This is a genomic window from Acidobacteriota bacterium, from assembly GCA_030949985.1.
Lineage (GTDB): Bacteria > Acidobacteriota > Polarisedimenticolia > J045 > J045 > JALTMS01.
Genome location: JAUZRX010000017.1, coordinates 50,665 through 71,097, shown reverse-complemented (window position 1 = coordinate 71,097; position 20,433 = coordinate 50,665). Strand labels below are relative to the sequence as shown.

Annotated in this window: 15 protein-coding genes; 10 read left to right on the top strand and 5 right to left on the bottom strand. The window is 67.6% G+C overall.

What is annotated here, in order from left to right; genetic code table 11:
* Positions 1-32 precede the first annotated feature (32 nt).
* The 9 genes from ftsH to Q9Q40_03900 all read left to right on the top strand — a co-directional run bounded on the left by ftsH (position 33) and on the right by Q9Q40_03900 (position 11,729).
* The gene (ftsH, locus tag Q9Q40_03940) at positions 33-1,958 is read left to right on the top strand and encodes an ATP-dependent zinc metalloprotease FtsH (GenBank protein ID MDQ7006360.1); all 1,926 of its coding nucleotides are present in this window, start codon (positions 33-35) and stop codon (positions 1,956-1,958) included.
* A gap of 5 nt (positions 1,959-1,963) precedes the next feature.
* Entirely contained in the window at positions 1,964-3,106 is a 1,143-nt protein-coding gene (gene folP, locus Q9Q40_03935) for a dihydropteroate synthase (GenBank protein MDQ7006359.1), read from the top strand.
* Entirely contained in the window at positions 3,103-3,957 is an 855-nt protein-coding gene (cdaA, locus tag Q9Q40_03930) for a diadenylate cyclase CdaA (GenBank protein MDQ7006358.1), read from the top strand. The genes folP and cdaA overlap by 4 nt, the downstream gene beginning before the upstream one ends.
* The gene (locus Q9Q40_03925) at positions 3,954-4,865 is read left to right on the top strand and encodes a CdaR family protein (GenBank protein MDQ7006357.1); all 912 of its coding nucleotides are present in this window, start codon (positions 3,954-3,956) and stop codon (positions 4,863-4,865) included. Before cdaA ends, Q9Q40_03925 begins: the two co-directional genes overlap by 4 nt.
* 28 nt (positions 4,866-4,893) lie before the next feature.
* Positions 4,894-6,243: a phosphoglucosamine mutase gene (gene glmM, locus Q9Q40_03920; protein MDQ7006356.1), complete on the top strand. Its 1,350-nt coding sequence runs from the start codon at positions 4,894-4,896 to the stop codon at positions 6,241-6,243.
* 105 nt (positions 6,244-6,348) lie between these two features.
* The gene (locus tag Q9Q40_03915) at positions 6,349-7,065 is read left to right on the top strand and encodes a pyridoxine 5'-phosphate synthase (GenBank protein MDQ7006355.1); all 717 of its coding nucleotides are present in this window, start codon (positions 6,349-6,351) and stop codon (positions 7,063-7,065) included.
* Between the two features lie 11 nt (positions 7,066-7,076).
* Positions 7,077-8,978 (top strand): sodium-dependent transporter, encoded by a 1,902-nt coding sequence (locus Q9Q40_03910; protein ID MDQ7006354.1) that lies wholly within the window; start codon positions 7,077-7,079, stop codon positions 8,976-8,978.
* 106 nt (positions 8,979-9,084) lie between these two features.
* Entirely contained in the window at positions 9,085-9,384 is a 300-nt protein-coding gene (locus Q9Q40_03905; protein MDQ7006353.1) for a hypothetical protein, read from the top strand.
* Positions 9,385-9,476: 92 nt separating this feature from the next.
* The gene (locus tag Q9Q40_03900) at positions 9,477-11,729 is read left to right on the top strand and encodes an aconitate hydratase (GenBank protein MDQ7006352.1); all 2,253 of its coding nucleotides are present in this window, start codon (positions 9,477-9,479) and stop codon (positions 11,727-11,729) included.
* A gap of 186 nt (positions 11,730-11,915) precedes the next feature.
* Here the strand turns inward: Q9Q40_03900 and Q9Q40_03895 are convergent, their stop codons facing one another.
* A complete protein-coding gene (locus Q9Q40_03895; GenBank protein MDQ7006351.1) occupies positions 11,916-12,605 on the bottom strand; it encodes a sulfotransferase in 690 nt (229 codons plus the stop codon).
* A gap of 99 nt (positions 12,606-12,704) precedes the next feature.
* Here Q9Q40_03895 and Q9Q40_03890 point away from each other — a divergent pair, with 99 nt between their 5' ends.
* Entirely contained in the window at positions 12,705-13,469 is a 765-nt protein-coding gene (locus tag Q9Q40_03890; GenBank protein ID MDQ7006350.1) for a sulfotransferase, read from the top strand.
* A gap of 257 nt (positions 13,470-13,726) precedes the next feature.
* On the opposite strand, the gene Q9Q40_03885 is transcribed toward Q9Q40_03890, so the two are convergent.
* The 4 genes from Q9Q40_03885 to Q9Q40_03870 all read right to left on the bottom strand — a co-directional run bounded on the left by Q9Q40_03885 (position 13,727) and on the right by Q9Q40_03870 (position 20,155).
* Positions 13,727-13,972 carry a hypothetical protein gene (locus Q9Q40_03885; GenBank protein ID MDQ7006349.1) on the bottom strand — a complete coding sequence of 82 codons (246 nt, stop codon included), beginning with the start codon at positions 13,970-13,972 and terminating at the stop codon, positions 13,727-13,729.
* Between the two features lie 353 nt (positions 13,973-14,325).
* Positions 14,326-17,184 carry a putative metal-binding motif-containing protein gene (locus Q9Q40_03880; GenBank protein ID MDQ7006348.1) on the bottom strand — a complete coding sequence of 953 codons (2,859 nt, stop codon included), beginning with the start codon at positions 17,182-17,184 and terminating at the stop codon, positions 14,326-14,328.
* 32 nt (positions 17,185-17,216) lie between these two features.
* Positions 17,217-18,893: a PQQ-binding-like beta-propeller repeat protein gene (locus tag Q9Q40_03875; protein MDQ7006347.1), complete on the bottom strand. Its 1,677-nt coding sequence runs from the start codon at positions 18,891-18,893 to the stop codon at positions 17,217-17,219.
* Positions 18,894-18,967: 74 nt separating this feature from the next.
* The gene (locus Q9Q40_03870) at positions 18,968-20,155 is read right to left on the bottom strand and encodes a hypothetical protein (protein MDQ7006346.1); all 1,188 of its coding nucleotides are present in this window, start codon (positions 20,153-20,155) and stop codon (positions 18,968-18,970) included.
* Positions 20,156-20,433 lie beyond the last annotated feature (278 nt).

The following is a 20,433-nucleotide window of genomic DNA, read 5'->3' as shown; positions in this document are numbered from 1 at the left end:
CCGGCGGATCGGCCCCCGCCGGAGGAATCTTTGTGAATCAGCATGTCAAGACGATCCTGATCTGGGCGACGATCTTCGTCGGCCTGATCGTTGTGATCAAACTTTTTTCCACTTCCTCGGAGACGGCCGAGCCGCTGACCCAGAGCGCCCTGTACGAGGCGATCGACGAGGATCGGGTACAAGAGATCACCATCACCGGCGATGCCATCGGCTACCAGGTGGACGGCAAGTACAAGGACGGCACCACCTTCTCCACCTACCTGGTCAAGGACGAAAAGCTGATCGACCGCCTGCGGGAGCACGGCGTGACCGTCAAGGCGGAAAAACCGCGGGACGGCACGATCCTGGTGGGGATCCTGAGCTGGGCGCCGATCCTGCTGTTCATCGGCATCTGGATCTTCTTCATGCGGCAGATGCAGACCGGCGGCAACAAGGCCCTGTCCTTCGGCAAGTCGCGGGCCAAGCTGCTCACGCCCCAGGGCAAGAAGATCACTTTCCGTGACGTGGCGGGCTGCGAGGAAGCCAAGCAGGAACTGCTCGAGATCATCGACTTCCTCAAGGATCCCCAGCGATTCCAGCGCCTGGGCGGCAAGATCCCCAAGGGCGTGCTGCTGATGGGCCCTCCGGGCACGGGCAAGACCCTGCTGGCCCGGGCCATCGCCGGCGAGGCCAACGTTCCCTTCTTTTCCATCTCGGGCTCCGATTTCGTCGAAATGTTCGTCGGCGTGGGCGCCTCCCGGGTGCGTGACCTCTTCGAGCAGGGCAAGAAGAACGCCCCCTGCATCATCTTCGTCGACGAGATCGACGCGGTGGGGCGACATCGCGGCGCGGGCCTCGGCGGCGGCCACGACGAGCGGGAGCAGACCCTCAACCAGCTGCTGGTCGAGATGGACGGCTTCGAATCCAACGACGGGGTGATCCTGATCGCCGCGACCAACCGCCCCGATGTGCTCGACCCCGCCCTGCTGCGGCCGGGGCGCTTCGACCGCCGGGTGGTCGTGGGCCGGCCCGATGTCCGGGGCCGCGAGGAGATCCTGCGGGTCCACACCGAGAAGATCCCCCTCGGCGAAGTGGACCTGTCGGTCATCGCCAGGGGCACGCCGGGCTTCTCCGGCGCCGACCTGGCCAACCTGGTCAACGAGGCCGCCCTCTACGCCGCCCGCCTGGGTAAGAGCGCCGTGGGCCAGGACGACTTCGAGATCGCCAAGGACAAGGTGATGATGGGCGTCGAGCGGCGCAGCCTGCTGGTCTCCGACGAGGAGAAGCGGAACACCGCCTACCACGAGGCGGGCCACGCCCTGGTGGCCCACCTCGAACCCTGTGCCGATCCACTGCACAAGGTGACCATCATCCCCCGGGGCATGGCTCTCGGTGTCACCCAGCAACTTCCGGAAGACGACAAGCACACCCACACCCGGGCCTATCTCGAGGCGACCCTGGCGGTGATGATGGGGGGCCGGGTGGCCGAAGAACTGTTCATGGAACACCTGACCACCGGCGCCGGCAACGACATCGAACGGGCCACCGACCTGGCCCGCCGGATGGTCTGCGAGTGGGGCATGAGCGACAAACTCGGCCCCCTGACCTTCGGCAAGAAAGACGAGCAGATCTTCCTCGGCCGCGAGATCGCCCGGCACAAGGACTACTCCGAGCAGACGGCGATTCTCATCGACCAGGAGGTGCAGCGCATCGTGCGGGAGTCCTACGACCGGGCCACGGCCCTGCTCTCCGAGCACCGGGACGCCCTAGTGCGGCTGGCCGAGGCCCTGCTCGAAAGGGAAGTCCTCGACGCCGACGAGATCCGCCGGCTGGTGGACGGCGAGACTCTGCCTCCCATGCCCCCGCTGAACCCCGACGCTCCCGACTCGCCGGCCCCCGCCACCAACGAAGACGCCGTCACCGGGGAGGACCGGGATCCCGACCCCCTGCTGGGAGGTCCGGTCGAGCAGCCGAGCTAGGCCCCATGGCCACGGCGGGGGTGCGGACCTGGGATCTGTGCGAGAGCGCGGGCGAGGGCCTGCCCACCCCCTGCCGGGTCCTGCGCTGCCCTCCCGCCCACCGGACGGCGATCGCCACGGCCCTCGAGCGCCGCCACCCGCCGCTGTGTCTTCTCGAACGTCCCGATCACCTGCTGCTGGCCGGCCCGGCCCGGGCCCTCCTCGACTTCACCCGGCTTCTCCCGCCTCCCGCCGGCCCGGTCCTGGCGGCGGCCCTCGAGGCCTACGAGGCGGCTCCCCGCCCCCTGCGCTTCGCCGACGGCGCATCCCTGGACATGGCAGGCGCCGCGCGGGTGATGGGCATCATCAACGTCACGCCGGACTCGTTCTCCGATGGCGGGCTCTTCGTCGACCCCGGCCGCGCCACCGAGCAGGCCGCCCGGATGGCCGAGGAGGGAGCCGACCTGGTGGATGTCGGCGGTGAGTCCTCCCGCCCCGGCGCCACACCCGTCGACACCGACGAGGAACTCGCCCGGGTCATTCCCGTCGTCCGGCGCATCCGCCGGGAACTGCCGACCCTGCGCATCTCGGTGGATACGCGCCGGGGGGCCGTGGCCCGGCAGGCCCTCGAGGCGGGGGCCGACATGATCAACGACATCTCCGCCCTTGCCGATCCCTCGCTGGCCCGGGTGGTGGCCGAGTGGGGCTGCCCGGTGGTGCTGATGCACATGCGGGGTGAGCCCCGCTCGATGCAGGCCGACACGCGCTACGACGACTTGCTGCAAGAGATCTTCGATCACCTGGCGGAAAGAAGCGCCCGGGCCCGCGAATCGGGGATCGAGGATGATAGAATCCTCGTCGATCCGGGAGTCGGTTTCGGCAAGTCGGTGGAGGGCAACGAGGAGATCCTTCGGCGGCTCGGCTCCTTCAGGAGCCTTGGTTTTCCCATTCTCGTGGGTGTGTCCCGCAAGATGTTCGTCGGTTTCCGCAGCGGGGTGGAGGTTCCGGCCGCCAGGCTGGCGGGCTCTCTTGCGGCCGCCTGCGCGGCCGTCCTGGCCGGAGCGCGCATTATCCGGGCCCACGACGTAGCGGCCACCCGGCAAGCCCTGGCGGTGGTCGAACCCCTCCAGGGCTGGCCCCGCCGCGGTCCGGCAGAGGGCTCACGGTGAGCGAGATCCTCGACTTCCTCTGGCTGATCGCCGCCCAGCTCACCCAGCTCCGGGGCCTGCTCGATCTTCTCGTGCTGTGGTTCGCCACCTACCAGCTGATGCTGCTGATCCGGCGCACCCGTGCCGTCCAGATGGTCTACGGCCTGCTCGCCGTGGTGCTGCTGTGGGCCCTGACCGGGCTCTACTCACCGCTCCGGCTCCAGGCCGTAAACTGGGTCCTGAGCCAGGTGTTGATCTACGGCGCCTTCATGGTGATCGTGATCTTTCAGAACCCCATCCGGCAGGCCCTGGCCCAGTTCGGCCGGAATCCCTTCCGCCGCTTTCGGCAGCATGACGTCCGGGCCCAGATCATCGCGGACATCTCCCTGGCCTGCTCGGCCATGGGCTCGAGACGCATCGGCGCCCTGATCGTGCTCGAACGAACCCACGGCCTGAAGAACTACATCGAGACCGGCATCGAACTCGACGCCCGGGTGAGTTACGACCTGCTGATCAACATCTTCACGCCCAAAACGCCCCTGCACGACGGGGCAGTGATCATCAGCGAGGGCCGGATCAAGGCGGCGAGCTGCTTTCTGCCCCTGACCACCGACCCCTACACCTCGCGGGATTTCGGCACCCGCCACCGGGCGGCCAAGGGCGTGACCGAAGAAACCGACGCGGTGGCGGTGGTGGTCTCCGAGGAGCGGGGCAAGATCTCCGTCGCGGTCGACGGCGCCCTGCTCACGGATCTGGACGGGCGAGCCCTGCGCGCCTTCCTCGAAGAGCAGCTCGGAGGAGAAGGCGCCGAGGGTGAAGCCTCGCCGGGCTTCTTCGAATCGCGTTCGGCGCGGGCGGGACTGTTTTCATGAGGGGTTTTTTCCGGCGCAACATGGGCCTCAAGCTGCTTTCCCTCCTGCTGGCCTTCATCCTCTGGGCCAGCGTGGTGACCCGCTCGCCGGAAGTGCGCTGGTACGAGGTGCCGGTGCGGTTCAAGACCGGGCCCGATCTGATCGTCACCAACCCCGCCCCGGCCATGGTGGGCATTCAGCTCTCCGGCAGTTCCACGATCCTCGACCGGGTCGCACCGGACGAGATCTACGCCGAGGTGGACGTTTCCCACCTGGCCCCCGGCAGCCACCGGGTGGCCGTGGTTCCCGAGGAAATCCGGCGGGTCCCCCGGGGGGTCTCCGACATCAGCGTGGTCCATGCCCTGATCAGCGTCACCCTCGACGCCCGTCGGACCACCCTGGTCCCCGTGGTGCTGGTTCTGGGCGGGGAGCTTCCCGACGGCTACGAAGTCGTGGAGAGCGAGGTCAAGCCCTCGGACGTGGAGGTCAGCGGCCCCGAAAAAGAAGTGCTCTCCGTGCGCAACGTGCCCACCGAACCCTTCGATCTCAGCGCCCTCACCCGCAGCAGCGAGCGAATGCTCAAGCTGGTGCTGCCCGAGGCCAACGTGCGCCTGGCCCCGGCCACGGTGCGGGCCCGGGTGCAGATCCGCGAAGTGCCCACGTCCTTCTCGCTGCAACTCACCGTTCGTCCCAGTGAACCGGGATGGCGGGTGGAGCCGGAGGCCGTGACCCTCAGCTTCCTTGCCCCCCCCTCACTCTTCACCCCTCTCAGCGAACAGCTCCAGGCCACGGCATCGGTCGATGCCCTGGGCAGCAAGGCCGGCGAGGTGGCCGTCACCCTCTCCTGGGGCAATCTTGATACCGACGAGCTGGCGCTGGTCTCCGACGTGAAGGTCGAACCGGCCCGGGTGAAGGTACGGCCCAACTAGGAACGGGTCGGGGAGATCCACGACGACCATGAGAAAACTCTTTGGCACCGACGGTATGAGGGGTGTGGCGGGCACCCCCCCCCTCGACGGATCCACGCTCTACCGCCTCGGGCGCGCCCTGGCGGTGATCCTCGCTCGCGCGCCGGAACGATCGGCGCCGCCGCGAGTGCTGTTGGGGCGGGATACCCGCGAGTCCTGCGGCTGGATCGCCGCCGCCCTGTCCCGGGGCATCCGTGACGGCGGGGGCGAGCCGGTCAGCGCCGGCGTGCTGCCCACACCGGGCCTGGCGCTGCTCACACGCCGGGACGACTTCGCGGCGGGACTGATGGTCTCCGCCTCCCACAACCCCTACGAGGACAACGGCGTCAAGGTTTTCGCCGCCGACGGCAGCAAGCTCTCCGATCACTCGGAAGCCTCTATCGAAGCGGAAATGGAGGCCCTCGGGGACGTGGCGCCGCCGGTCGGTGACGACGCCGCGACCGACGACCACGATCATCTGCTCGAGGAGTACCTGGCCTTCCTGGACCACTGCCGGGAGGGGGTCGACCTGGAGGGCGTCCTGGTGGCCCTGGACTGCGCCCACGGCGCGGCCCACCAGGTGGGCCCCGAAGCCTTCCGCCGGGCGGGAGCCGGGGTGGTGGTCACCGGCGACGCGCCCGACGGCCGCAACATCAACGACGGCGTCGGCTCGCTCCATCCGGAGGTGGCCGCGGAGCTGGTGCGCAGCAGCGGTGCGAGCCTGGGCTTCTGCTTCGACGGCGACGCCGACCGCTGCATCGCGATTGCCGGCGACGGCACGATTCTCGACGGCGACTTCCTGCTCTACTACATGGGGTGCGCCCTGCACCGGGCGGGGCAGCTCAAGGGAGCCACCGTGGTGGCCACGGTGATGAGCAATCTGGGCCTCGAGAAAGCCCTCGAGGCCGAGGGATTGGCCATGCTCCGCACTCCCGTCGGTGACCGCTACGTACTCGAGGCCCTCCGTAGGCGCGACCTCAGCCTGGGGGGCGAGCAGTCGGGCCACGTCATCCTGATGGACTATGCCCCTACCGGCGACGGGGTGCTCACCGCCCTGACCCTGGCCCGGATGTGGAAGCAGGGCGCCGGCGATCTGCTCGAGGCAGCGGCGCGCATCCGGCGTTACCCCCAAGTACTCAAGAACGTACGGGTCCGCTCGAAGCCCGCCATCGCCGACCATCCCGTCCTGGCCGCCGCTGTCGCCGACGCCGAACGCCGGATGGCCGGCGAAGGCCGCGTGGTGGTGCGCTACTCGGGGACCGAACCCAAGGCCCGGGTGATGATCGAAGGCGCCGACGCCCGCCTGGTGGAAGACCTGGCCGACGAACTGGTGACGCTGTTCGAGCGGGAGTTGGGCTGAAGCGCCGCGGCGGGCGCGCCTGGATCGGCGATCCGGCCGGCCGGGGACCTCTACACAGCCGGGGCGGCTTTGTGCAAGAATCTGGCGTTCTGAACGGGAGGTAGGATGACGCGTCTGTCGGTCAACATCGATCATGTGGCTACCGTGAGGCAGGCCCGCCGGGCCGCGGAACCCGACCCCATCGCCGCGGCGGTGATCTGCGAGTTGGCCGGGGCTCACGGCATCACCTGTCACATCCGGGGCGACCGGCGGCACATCCAGGACGACGACCTGCGGCGACTGCGCGAGGTGGTGGGCACCCGCCTCAATGTGGAGATGGCCGCCACCGCCCGCATGCTGGAAATCGCCCGCCGCCACCGCCCCCACCTGGTCACCCTGGTGCCCGAACGGGAGGGCGAGGTGACCACCGAGGGGGGCATCGACGCCGCCCGCCTGCGCCGACGCCTGCGCGGGCACATCACCGCCCTGCGGCGCTCGCGCATCGACGTCTCCCTGTTCATCGATCCCCAGATCGAGCAGATCGAAGCGGCCGCGGAGCTGGGAGTCGGCACGGTGGAACTGAACACCAACGCCTATGCCGCGGCCGGGAGCGAGCGGGCCCGGGCCCGGGCCTACGACGCCTTCGTGGCCGCCGCGGCGCGGGCGGAGGCACTGGGCCTGCGGGTGGCTGCCGGCCACGGCCTGACGGTGCGCAACGTGGCCCCCATCGCCGACGTCCCCCAGGTCTTCGAGCTGAACATCGGACACAGTATCGTCGCGCGCGCGATTTTCCTCGGCCTCGGCGACGCCGTCTCGGAAATGCTCGACGCCATCGGAGCCTGAAAGGAAGCGAGATGTCTGAGCAGCAACGGGAATCCTGGGGCTCGAGGATCGGCGTGATCCTGGCCGCCGCCGGCAGTGCCGTGGGCATCGGTAACCTGCTGCGCTTTCCGGGCCAGGCCGCCCAGCACGGCGGCGGCGCCTTCATGATCCCCTACATCCTCTCGCTGTTGCTCTTCGGCCTGCCGATGATGTGGGTCGCCTGGACCGTGGGACGGATGGGAGGCCGCTGGGGTCACGGCACCACGCCGGGGATGTTCTGGCGGCTGAGCGGCAAGAGTTGGGGCAAGTACCTGGGCGTGATCGGCGTGGCCCTGCCGATGATCTTCATCCTCTACTACACCTACATCGAGGCCTGGTGCCTGGGCTATGCCTGGTTCTCCATGCGGGAGAGCTTCGTCTCTCATGCCGGGCGTTACGTCGACCTGCGCATGTTCTACGACGAATTCCTCGGCAACGGCACGACCCACAGCTACTTTCCCGGCATCGGCACCGCGGTCACCTTTCTCGCCATCACCCTGGCGCTCAACGTCTGGGTCTTGTTCCGCGGCATCAATCGCGGCATCGAAACCCTGGCCAAGATCGCCATTCCCCTGTTGCTGCTCTTCTGCCTGATCCTCTCGGTAAGGGTGCTGACCCTCGGACGGATCGAGGGCAGCGTGTGGGACGGGCTGCGCTTTCTCTGGTCACCGGACCTGACCGCTCTGACCAGCCCCAAGGTGTGGATGGCCGCGGCGGGGCAGATCTTCTTCACCCTCTCCATCGGCTACGGCTGCCTCGAGTGCTTCGGCTCGTACCTGAAGCAGAACGACGACCTGACCCTGACAGGGCTGACCACAGCCTCCCTCAACGAGTTCGTCGAGGTGATCTTCGGCAGCATGATCGCCATCCCGGCGGCGGCGGTCTACTTCGGCGCCGACAAGGTCCCCGAGATCGCCGGCCAGGGCACCTTCGCCATCGGCATGGTTTCGATGGCGGAGATTCTGCGCGGCCTGCCGGCCTTGCAGATCTTCGGCACGATCTGGTTCCTGCTGCTCTTCTTCGCCGCCTTCACCTCCTCGGTGGCGGTGGCCCAGCCGGTGATGAGTTTCCTCGAAGACGAGGCGCGGCTCTCCCGCGCCAGCGCCGCGGGCCTGCTGCTGATCTTCTGGACGCTCGGCAGCCTGCCGATCGTGCTGCTCTATCGCTATGGCGCGTTGAACGAGCTGGATTTCTGGGCCGGCACCATCGGCCTGGTGGTGTTCACCATCGTCGAGATCATTCTCTTCTCGTGGGTCTATGGCATCGACAAGGGCTGGGAAGAGATGCACCGCGGCGCGGTGATCCAGGTCCCCCGCGTCTTCCGTTTCGTGCTCAAGTACGTCACGCCGGTGCTGCTGCTGCTGATCTTCGCCTTCTGGTTCCAGGGAGCCGTGGTGAGCGGCGATCTGCTGGCCCCCGCCCCCAAGCTGCACTGGGGCATCATCGACCGGGAAACGTACGACGGTGAATTCCGCACCAGGGCTGCCACGGAAGGGAACGACGCGCGCGACCTGGCCGCCCTCGAGGCCAAGGTCGCCGATCGGGTCAGCCTGCTGCGGCGGGACCTCGACGGTTGGGCCACGGTGGTCCTGCACCCCAGCGCGCCACTGGTGGTGGCCCAGTGGAGCGGCGACCCCGCCCTGCTCGATGTGCTCCGGCCGAAGGATTTTCAGCGCTGGCTGTCTCTCCAGGGACTGCGCTACCAGGCGCCCCAGGGAGCGCCCCAGAGTTCCATCGCCATCAACATCGCCTTCCAGGCCCGCTACCGGGAAACGGCGATCTGGATCACGCGGCTGGTCATCGTCGTCTTCAACGCGGGCTTCCTGTTGATGGTCTGGGCGATCTGGAAGCAGCGCTATCCGGACGGACACCCGCCCCGGGAGGAGAGCCGATGAACGGCGGAGACTGGCTGGCGGCCCTGTTCATGGGCCTGACCTGGACCGCCGTGGTGGCCCTGACGGTGTTTTGTTTCTGGAAGGTCTTCCAGCAGGACCGGAACAGGTGAAACCCGGGCTGAGCGAGGCCGAGCAGCGCGCCCTGGCGGCCCGGGTCGAGAGTGCGGTGCTCTCCCGCCTGGGCTGGCGACTGATGCGCCCGTTGCTGGCCACGGGCCTGGCCGGTACCCTGTTCTTCCTCTTCCAGTCCGAGATCGATCCGACCCACGGCATCACGCTCTTCCTCGCCGGCGCCGGCGCCTTCTACCTGGTGCTGCAGCTCTACGTGGCGGCCTGGACCCGCCGGGCCGAGAAGGCCGCGCGGAAAGCCGGCGACGCTCTGGCCTCCACCGGGACCAAGGAGTAGGATGGCGCCGTCGGCCCGGCGGCTGCCCACCACGTCTCCGGCCGGCCCCACCACCCACCCTTCGACTTCCAGCGTGGACCCCGGGAGGCCCGATGTCCGATTCGATCATCCGAGAGCAGATTCCCATGATCCGTGAGGTCTACCGGCGGCTGCCGGAGCGCGTGGCCACCGCCCGCCGGCTCCTCGGCCGCCCCCTGACCTATGCCGAGAAGATTCTCGTCAACCACATCGACACCCTCGACGCGGCTCCCGAGCGAGGCGTGACCTACGCCGCCTTCCGCCCCGACCGGGTGGCGATGCAGGACGCCACGGCCCAGATGGCCTTGCTGCAGTTCATGCTCTCGGGACGCGAGAAAGTGGCGGTGCCCAGTACGACCCATTGCGACCACCTGATCCTGGCGCGCCGGGGCGTCGCCGAGGACCTCTCCGCGGCCAACGACATGAACGGCGAGGTCTACGACTTTCTCGCCTCGGCATCGGCCAAGTACGGCATCGGCTTCTGGAAACCGGGCTCGGGCATCATCCACCAGGTCGTACTCGAAAACTACGCCTTCCCGGGCGGCATGATGATCGGCACCGACTCCCACACCCCCAACGCCGGCGGCCTGGGCATGGTGGCCATCGGCGTGGGTGGAGCCGACGCCGCGGACGTGATGGCCGGACTGATCTGGTCGCTGCGCTGGCCTCGCCTGGTGGGCGTCAAGCTGACCGGTTCGCTCAGCGGCTGGGCGGCCCCCAAGGACATCATCCTGAGGGTCGCGGAGATCCTCACCGTCAAGGGCGGGACAGGTAAGATCGTCGAGTACTTCGGCCCCGGCACGGCGTCGATCTCCGCCACGGGCAAGGCCACGATCACCAACATGGGAGCCGAGATCGGCGCCACCTGCTCGCTTTTTCCCTACGATGAGCGCCAGCAGCGTTATCTCGAACTGACCGGCCGCGGCGAGATCGCCGCCATGGCCGAGAAGGTCGCCTCCGATCTGCGCCCCGACCCGGAGGTGCTCGACGCCCCCGAAAAGTTCTACGACGAGATCATCGAAATCGACCTCGACGCCCTCACGCCCCGCGTGGTCGGCCCCCACACTCCCGACCTCGGACGTCCCGTCGAACAGCTTGGCGCGGAGGCGAAAAAGGAAGGCTGGCCGATCGAGCTGTCGGCCGCCCTGATCGGATCGTGCACCAACTCCTCCTACGAAGATATCGGCCGGGCGGCGAGCGTAGCCCGCCAGGCCCTCGACAAGGGCCTGAAAGCCAGGGTGCCGCTGCTGATCAGCCCCGGCTCCGACCAGGTCTTCGCCACCGTCGAGCGCGACGGCCTGCTGGAGCCTCTCGAGGCCCTGGGCGCAACGGTTCTGGCCAACGCCTGCGGCCCCTGCATCGGCCAGTGGAAACGGGACGACATGAAAGATGGTGCGACCAACTCCATCATCACTTCCTTCAACCGCAACTTCCGCCGCCGCAACGACGGCAACCCCGAAACCCACGCTTTCATCGGCTCGCCCGAGACGGTGATCGCCTTCGCCCTGGCGGGCCGGCTCGACGTGGACTTCACCCGCGAGCCGGTGGCCGATGGCGTGCGTCTCGATCCGCCCGTGGCCGACGAATTGCCCGCGGCGGGCTTCGAGCAGCGCCGGGACGGCTACCAGCCTCCGGCCGCCGACGGCAGCCAGGTGCAGGTGGCGGTGGCCCCGGACAGCGAGCGCCTGCAGCTTCTCGAGCCCTTCGCCCCGTGGGACGGCCGGGACCTCGAGGGCCTGGCGGTGCTGCTCAAGGCCCGAGGCAAGTGCACCACCGACCACATCTCCCCCGCCGGCCCGTGGCTGCGCTTCCGCGGCCACCTCGATCGCATCTCCGACAACATGTTCACCGGCGCCAACAACGCCTTCACCGACGAACCGGGAACGGGCATCGACGTGCTCACCGGCGAGGTGGGCCCGCTACCGGCCATCGCGCGGCATTACAAGGCCGAGGGACTGGGCTGGGTCGCGGTGGGAGACGAAAACTACGGCGAGGGCTCGTCGCGGGAGCACGCGGCCATGTGCCCGCGCCACCTCGGCGCCCGGGCGGTGATCGCGCGTTCCTTCGCCCGGATCCACGAGACCAACCTCAAAAAGCAGGGCATCCTGGCGCTGACCTTCGCCGATCCGGCCGACTACGAGAAGATCGGACCCCGCGACCGGCTGAGCATCGTCGGCCTGGCCGAGATGGCTCCCGGCAAGACGCTGACGGTGGTCATCCGCCACCCCGACGGCGGCGAAGAGCGGATCCAGGTGCGGCACAGCTTCACCGAGGGCGAAATCGAGTGGTTCCGCGCCGGCTCCGCTCTCAACACCTTGCGCTCCTGAACGATTCGGTGTGGGTGGCTTCGGCGTCCCCCGGCCACCCACGCCCCGCCCGGCTCACGGGCTCCGAGTGTCGGTGTAACCCAGTTCGACCAGCAGCTCCATGCCGGGAGCGATCAGCGCCTCGAGGGTCTCCGGCGGCAGGGCCCGCCACTTGCCGATGCGGTCGGTGCGGGCGACCCCGGAGATCTACTCCCGCGCCGCGTCGCCCAGGGGCAGGCGGAGAAAGGCGAAGACCCGCTCGAGGGTTGGTACCGGCTCCCGGCAGAGATCCTCGTAACGCACCTCCAGGTACTGTTCCGGCCGGCAGCGTCCCTGCATGCCGAAGCGCACGGCCGTGATCCAGTGCTGCAACTCCAGCTCGGTGCGGTAACGCGCGATCATTTCGGGTCCGAGGGGCTCGCCGCGAAAGTGGGTCACGCCGGCATCGGCGAACACCGTCAGCCGGTCCACCGGCCGCTGGTGCAAGCGGGCGATGCGGGCGTCGAGGCGGGAGAGCATCACGTCCCGACCGTCACGGATCAGGTGCACGACCCGGGCCTGGGGAAAGGCATCGAGCAGCACCGGCAAGGCAAAGAGCGTCACGCCGATCTTCCAGCCGAAGGGACCGGGCTCGCCGATCTCCTCGCGGTGAAAGCGCTCCACCTCCGAGCGCAGCTTCTCCTGCAAGCTGCCGCGCGCCTCCTCCCCCATCGTCGGATAGCGGAAGGCGGCCATGCAGATCTCGTGGATCACCGAATTGCGAGCGGCGAAAAAGGCCGTGTCCTTGCGCTGGGGGTGCACCTTCCCCATCCGCACGCCGGCACGGATATAGGCCTCGCAGAGCAGGCGCCCTCCCGAGTGCCCACGCCCGAGAATCGGAAACGGTCCTTTCCTCACCGGCCCCCCCTCCTTCCGCACGGCTCCGGATTTGCACGCAGCCTGCCGCGAGCCCTAGATTCCCCCGGGAGCCAGGTTGGAAACCCCGGGAGACAGATCGTGCAGCATATCGTGATTTGCGGCTATCCGAGAGCGGGAACGACCCTCTTCTACAACATGCTTCACACCACGGTGAGCAACCACCACATGCTCAGCCGGGAATCCCACGCGGCCTGGATCATCGGCCGGCACCCGAGCGCCTGGATCACCAAGCGCCCCCTGGACATCTTCGAGATCGACGCGATCCGCGCCGCCAACACCTACGGCAAGCGCCTGCACGTGATCATCATGGTCCGCGACCCCCGCTCGCTGGTGGTCTCCCGCCACCAGAGCGTTCCCGACGACTACTTCATCGGCTGGGACCGACAGTACTTCGTCGACGGCGACCGCATCGAGCGCAGCAACCCCGGCATCGTCCAGATCCACAATGCCATCGCCAAGACCCAGGCCCGGGGCGACCTGGACTCGGTGCGCATCTTGCGCTTCGAGGACCTGGTGGCCGACCCCGAAGGGGTTCAGGCAGAGCTGGGCCGGGAGCTGGGTCTCGAGTACCGGGGCCGCTTCTCGGATTTCCACCGTGCCGACGTACCCGAAGACCTGCGCCGCGCCCTCAACGGCCTGCGCCCGGTGGACCCCACCGCCCTGACCCGCTGGCGCCGGCCCGAACACCGCGAGCGCGTGCTCGAGCAGTTCTCCGCCTGCCCCGCCCTCTTCGACCTGCTCGAACAGTACGGCTACGAGTCCGACCGCCGCTGGTGGGACGCGCTATGGAAAGAAGCCGATTCAGCGTCGTCCCTTTCGAATCGAATCACGACAGTGATGTAGACGGAACAGTGATGTAGACGGAGATCGGTTTGCCTGCTTGCAGCACTGGCCGACAGCGCCAGTGACGGACCGCTCGACGCGTGAGCGCGGCAAGCTCAATCGGACCCGCCCGGCAATCGAAACCTGACCCACCGGGGGCGGGGTGGCGCGATCGGGGCTTTTCGTCGGCTTCTTCCTCCGGCGGGCCTCCCCCGGCCGGTAGCTTTGGCCGTTCATTTCCAGGATCTGGACCCGAGGGGTCAGACGATCGAGCAGGGTCAAGTCCCAATTCTGCTGTAAATTTTTTCCGCGGGACCGGTCGCCGGGTTGAGGATCGGCGCCTCTCCACCGGACTTGGCGTGGGCCGTACCCGAGCCGTGGCACAGCTCGCAGCGGGCCGTACCGATGGCGCCCAGGTTGGCCCGCCCGTGGACGGTCTGCGCGAAGCTGTCCTCGTGGTCGCCGTGACACGCAAAGCAGGTGGTCTCTCCGGGGCCTCCCGCGGCGGCGCGCGTGTCCATCACCACGCCCGCCCCGATCCACCCGATCGCACCGAGCGTTGCGAGCAGGCCGAAACGCAGGGGGCTCCTCCTCTTTCCTTCCTCATCCCAGACAACGCCATGTCTTTGGCGCTGACCTGGCCGCTTACGCCCAGCGCTCCCCGGTGGCCTCTCTTCCAGCACCTGCGCGCGCCGGCCGGCGCGCTTTTACTTACCTGATAACCCAATGGGTGTAAACCCTCCCCTTTTCGGGGTTTTCTTGCGTGTTTTTGGCGAACGAATGCCGATGCTTCAGCGGAGCAAGTGGTTCCAATAAGTCCGAAAGGGTCCGCAAACGCCTGGAAGGCAGCAGAGGCGATGCGGACAGGAACGCAAGCTCAGGGGCAGGTGGCGGCCGCCGCCGCGATCCCGGCATCGCGATCCGGCGTGCGAGCGCCGTCATCGGGAGCGTAGGAGCCCGCGCTGGCCCCCACCGACGCCCGCGCCAGGTAGAAGGCGGGCAGCGCCCGATCGCCGACAGCCAACTCCGTGGCAGCCAGGTCGTTGGCCTCGCAGGTGTCGGTGGCGGCGGCGAAGCCCTCGCCCCGGGCCAGAGCCCCCAGGTCGCCGCTGACCACGTCGTAGACCGCGGCCTCCACCGTCTCCCAGGCGAGGGTGGTCTCGTCGACGAAGCGCAGGCGGCGCACCAGGGAGGGTACGCCGGCGGCAGCGCAGTCCAGGGCGCCCGCCCGAACGGCCCAGGCACTCGGCTCCTGCCGACTCCAGGCCAGGCGCACCCGCTGCCCGTCCCAGGAGGCGGCGAGGGAGTCCACGTCCCGGTCATCGCCCACGGGCACGTCGGGCCCCAGGCGCTGGCCGCTGGCCGACAGGCGCACCCGGAAGGGTCGACTGCGGCCTCCATCGCGGAAATCGCGGAACAGCAGCAGGGCCTCGTCGCCGGTCCAGACCAGCGCGGGCTGGTCCGACCGACCACCGGCTTCGGTGACGGCAGCCGGACCGGAGACCACCTGCCCTTCCCCGTCCAGGTGAGCCAGGATGATCTCCCGCCGGCCACCGGGGCCTTCGGGGCCGGACCAGGTCACCAGGTAGCCCGAGGAGGTGGCGACCACGGCAGGGTCGCGGCGACCGGGGGCCGGCGCGGCGACGGGGGTCCGGGGATCGACGGCAGGGTCGCCGCCGGGATGACGGGCCGCGCCGAAGCGGTCCCGCCGCTCGAAGCTCACCCCGAGGCCACCGGCTGCGGGCTCGAGCAGCGCCAGGGCCACGCCACCGTCACCTTCCGGGGCGAGGGCCAGTTCGGGCACTTCGCTGCCCACGCCGGAAGCCAGGATCAGCCCGTCGAGCAGCCGGTTGCCGCTGTCGAGCAGGCGCGTGAAGGCCAGGGAGGCGTCCGCACCTTCCCGCCAGCCGAGGGCCAGGCCCAGGCCGTCCCACGCCAGAACGGGCGCCTCGGTGCCAAACGCGGCCGGGGCCACCGGCTCGTCATAGACCGGCGCGGCGCCCAACCCGTCGCGCAGGGTCACCCGCAGGCGCGGGTCGGCCTCGCGCGCGTCGCGGAAGACCGCGGCGATGCGCGTGCCGGTCCAGGTGGCGGCGGGCTGGGTGCTGATGGCCTCGTCTTCTTCCACGCGCTCGGTACTCCAGGGCGCGTCGCCCCGCTCGACGACGAGCTGCACGCCGGGGGCAGCCGGGTCGGCATGCACCAAGAAGACTTCGTCGCCGCCGGTGGCCAGGGCCACGCCGGAATCCTGCTGGGTGCCGAAGTCTTCCATCGCCGCCACCGGCGCCGCCTCGCAGGAGCGCTCGCAGCCCTCGTCGAGGGAGCCGTCGAGGTCGTTGTCGCGGCCGTCGCAGGCCTCGGTGGCATCGGGAAAGACCGTCGCGTCGCCATCGTCGGCGTCGCCGTCACACCAGCTCACGCCGTCGCCATCGCCATCGGCGCAGCAGCGCAGGCCGCCGATGCGCACGAAGCTCTGCAGCGGGCCGATGTCGCCCACCTGGAAGCGCCAGACGACGCCCAGGTACGAGCCCGTCCAGACGGTGGAGACGCGGGCGAAGTCGTAGATCACGTCTTCCTGGTGCAGGGAGACGGCGCCCTGGGCCACCCCCTGATCGTCCGCCTGCCGCGCGGCGAGCTGCCACTGGTCGCCGAAACCACCGCCGGGCCAGTAGGCCACCCACGTGACCAGGTACTCCTCGCCGGTCCAGACCACCGCCGGATCGATGGCATAGGTCGTCACCCCGTCGTCGAGGCGGCTGGCCGTGTCGAGGGGAGTTCCCGCGGCATTCAGACGCTGAAAACGGATCTCGGTGGAACCCAGGATGCCAGGCCTCTCCGACCAGGCCACGGCCCAGCCGGCAGCAGTGGCCACCAGGCTCGGATCGTCTCCTCCGTTGCCCGACGACAGGTCGACCACCGAACCGAGCAGGCTGCCGTCGAGTGCCGAGCGCGCAAAGCGGATCGTGCCCGTCCCATCGCCCGCGGCCCAGGCATAGCCGATCTCCTCACCGCGCAACGCCAGGCTCACCTCGGCGGCCCCCGCGCTGACCGAGCAAGAAACGCAGGTCTCCGGTACCAGCACACTGCCATCCGGCGCCACCCGGGCCATGTAGACGTGATCGCGTCCCCGAACCCAGGCCACGACGAAGGCGCTGCCGTCCCAGGCGATGGCCGGATCGTCGTCCCGGAAGCCGGCACCGCTGACCACGACGGGGCCCGCGTCGAGGTTCCCCGCCCCATCGACGAAGGCGAAGTGCACCTGCTCGTTGCCCGGCGTGCCCGCGTCCCAGGCCACGCCATAGCCGCCTGGGGACGAGGTCACTGTGGGGCCACTCAGGCCGGAGGCATCCACCAGCGGTGCGACCTCGATCGGCGCTTCCAGCGGCTGGGCCGCGCTGTCGTAGCGCCGCAGGTAAACCGCCGGATCCTGGGCACCGCCGTCGGTGTCGTGTTCCATCCAGACCACCGCCAGACGCGCCCCATCCCAGGCCACCGCGCGGTCACGCCCGAAGCCGGTCAGCGCATTGCTGTTCTGGGTCGCCACCGCGGCCAGCACGGTCATCCGCCGATCCCCGCAGGTGCGCAGGCACCCCTCGTCCAGCGAGCCGTCGGCGTCGTTGTCGCGACCGTCGCAAAGCTCCGGCGGCGAGGCCGCCCAGGCCGACATCCAGAACGGCCCGAGCAGCAGGCCGGCAGCCACGAACGCTGAGAGTCTTCTGAGAGTCGTCGCCTTCATCGGGGGCCTCCCCTGGAATCTACGCCGAAACCCTACGGGCAGTACGTCGCCGCCTGTCGCTCGGAGCCGTCACTCGCCACGCCCAGCGGCCCCCACCCCGCGGCATTGACGCCGCCGACCAGGTAGAACCACGCCTGCGCCGGAGCGGGCTGCTCCTCATCCGTGGCCGCCGGCGCTGTCAGGCCCGTGGCCAGACATACTCCTGCGCCCCCCAGCCCCAGGTCGGCCACGTCACCGCGGTACAGGTCGAATGAATCCGAAGCACTCGGCGCCGCCGCCTCCCACTCCAGGTGGGTCGCATCGGTGAACAGCAGAGGTGTCAGAGATTCCGCCGGCGAAACCTCTGTCGGAGGAAACAGCGTCGCACCGGTGCAGATCTCATCCCGAGACGTTTCCACCTGCACAGCTTGCATTCCGATCATCGTGACGGTCAGGTCCAGCAGTTCCCCTTCTACTCCTGCGTAGGACTCGACGGTCACAGGTTGTTGCTCCGCTATGGCATTGGGAACTCCACCGATCGTGCAGGCGGGGGAAACGCTTGCGTTGTCGTCGGTACGAAGAATAAGGGTGTCGTTCAGGCTGTAAAGCTGGCCACGGCTGTAGGAGCGCGTCAATCCAGCAAAGAGGCAACCTCGGTCCGCCAGGCACACGGATCCATACAAACGCTCAAGCTCGAAATCCCCGTATGACCGCTGCCAGAACACCGACCCGTCGGAGGGATCGAAGGCGAGTAGCCATCCCTCCGAAGCCTGCTCTCCGTAGGGAGTGTAGTCTCCAGAAGCCAAAGCCGTTCCTTCGGGAGTCAGGATCAGATCGTAGAAACTCCCTCCCTCGAGGCTGTCGAACGGCAACTCCTGGTGCCATACGATCTCGCCGTGTGAATCCAGGCGAAGCAGCCAGCCCCGCGGTAGGATGCTGTGAATCGTGTGAGCCTGTCCGGCAATGAGGCAGCCTCCGTCGTCCAGAACCACGACGGCACGAAAAACGTCCGCACCTTGCATGCGAAAAGTCCGCTGCCAAACAATGGCCCCCGACGCGTCAACTCGGACAGCCAACCCGTGATCGCGAGAATCCTCGCCAAAGCTGGTGGAACCCACCAGCAGAAAGCCTCCGTCCGGCATGACGGCCAAGTCCTCGAGGGACTCGAATTCCTCGGCAATACCGTAAGTTCGATGCCAGAGAAGTCTTCCCAGTCGATCTATCTTGAGGACGAGAAAATCGGTTCGGGAAAAGTCGTTCGAGTTTCCGCCAACCACGATCGCGTCCTTGCCGGCCATCCCCATGGCCACCAACGCCTCCTCTTGATCCATGCCGTAGGCCCGTGCCCAGACGACTTTCCCCCGCGCATTTACAACCATGATCAGAGCGTCCGCGTATCCCATGCCGAAAGATCTCGTCGACCCAATCGCCATCACTTGTCCACCATCCAACGCGATCAGATCCCGCAGGACTTCTCGTGAAGAACCACCATAGGCAGCAGACCAGATCACGTCGCCCTGAGCATCGACCGCCACTAGAAGGGCATCGTCCCGATTGCCGTCCTGATTGGCAGCTCCAGCGAGAATCCACCGGCCACCACTGGTGGCCATGACCGCGTCAGCGCTATCGTCCTGCGCCGAGGAACTCAGCGCCGATGCCCACGTTTGGGCCAGGACACAAGGTGTTGCGTCAATGACCAGGTAGAGCGACAGCCATGCGAGTAGCAGCACCTGTCTCCAGAGGAGCCCCACCTCTCGTCCATGAAGAGAACCCCGGCAACCTCTGACAGAACGCAACCAGAGCATCATGGAATATTGTGACGGTTCAACGCAGCATTGATGAGCGCTGAATACTGGCCTGAAAAGAAGCTACTGTCTACTTCTACCAGATCAGATCGAATGGAATCCCAACACGCTGTGTTGTTTTGCAGTGCCAAGAGAAACAGAGCCTTCGTATCTCGCGCTCCATTCGTCGGATTTGCAGCAATGATGTCCTCTCGAAGATGCCAGAAAGCGGCTGCGATAGGCTTGCCCTTCGCGTGAGAATCGGTCCCGTTGACAGGGTACTGAGTTTCGTTATCCAGGTCTCGGAGACATCCCGCAGACAGGAAACCCTCACCAATGCAGCTTGTGCCCAGGGAGAGGGCAGCGAAAGCGTCAGACACCCCCTCATCGAAGCCATAGTAGTCATTCTCATTGCAGGCAGCGGGATTCGTCAAGATCGAGTGGGTTCGCACGAAAAGATGCCCGAACTCGTGGCGCAGGATTGTCGAACTGGCTGTATTCGTCGCGGTCTGACCGTTGCCGCAGTCGCCACCGGCGCCGGTGAGAATTCGGTTGGTGCCGGGACTGTACTTGGCGTTGCAGTTGAGATAGACGCAACCGCCGATGGGGGGCGGGTAGCAGTGCTTCGGCACATTGGTGATCGCGGTCAGATTCGGCTGGTTGCCGTTGGGTATCTCCGGATTCCAGGACGGCAAGACGCTCCGTACCCAATCGATGGCACCATTGACATGCAGGTAAGCGTTTCCAGAAGCAGTCTTGGCGTCCATGCCGTTACCAGCGAGCGTGAAGTCGTACTCCAGGGAAACGTCGGTATCCCATGTCTGAGTGACCCGGTACAAGGAGCCATCTGCCACTCCATCGCCGTCGCAATCCGCATTGAGGGTTCCCGAATCGAGTGCGGCGGAGAAGACTGAAAAGTCGGGGGAAACAAGATCTGCAACGAGAGTCCCTGTCTTGGTCGGTACGTTGACCGAGTATTGCCCAAGAGGGTTCGTGGTCTTGTCAATCGGAGGATCGCTGTCCGACCGGTAGGCGGAAACCAGCACGTTCTGGCCAAGAGCGAGAATCGCCGTGGAGGCCGAGGGCGGTGCGTCGTCGGGAGCAGCCCAGATCCAGACGTTCCCGGTGAGCGGTGCCACCTCGGTAAGCAGCGTCCCATCATTGCCGCTGATCGCCGGCCAGGTCGGCGTCAGGTAGTCGTCATCCACCTCGACACAGGGATCTGGGCCTGTGATCGCCATGACCGGAGGACTAAGAACCGAGACAAGAAGAGCTACGAGAGAGAGAGAGACCTTCGCTTCGCCTTCGTCTGCATCGAACGCCTCCCCACGGGCCGGAGCCGGCCCGTCACACATGGCCCGTCACACATGGAATGTACAGCGAGGGCCAACAGGTACCACAGAATCTCCTTGCCATTCAAGTCCTTCGATTCAGATTCCAGCCAGACCTTGCGGCGAGAAAACCGCTCCCGATTTAAAAAATGGCG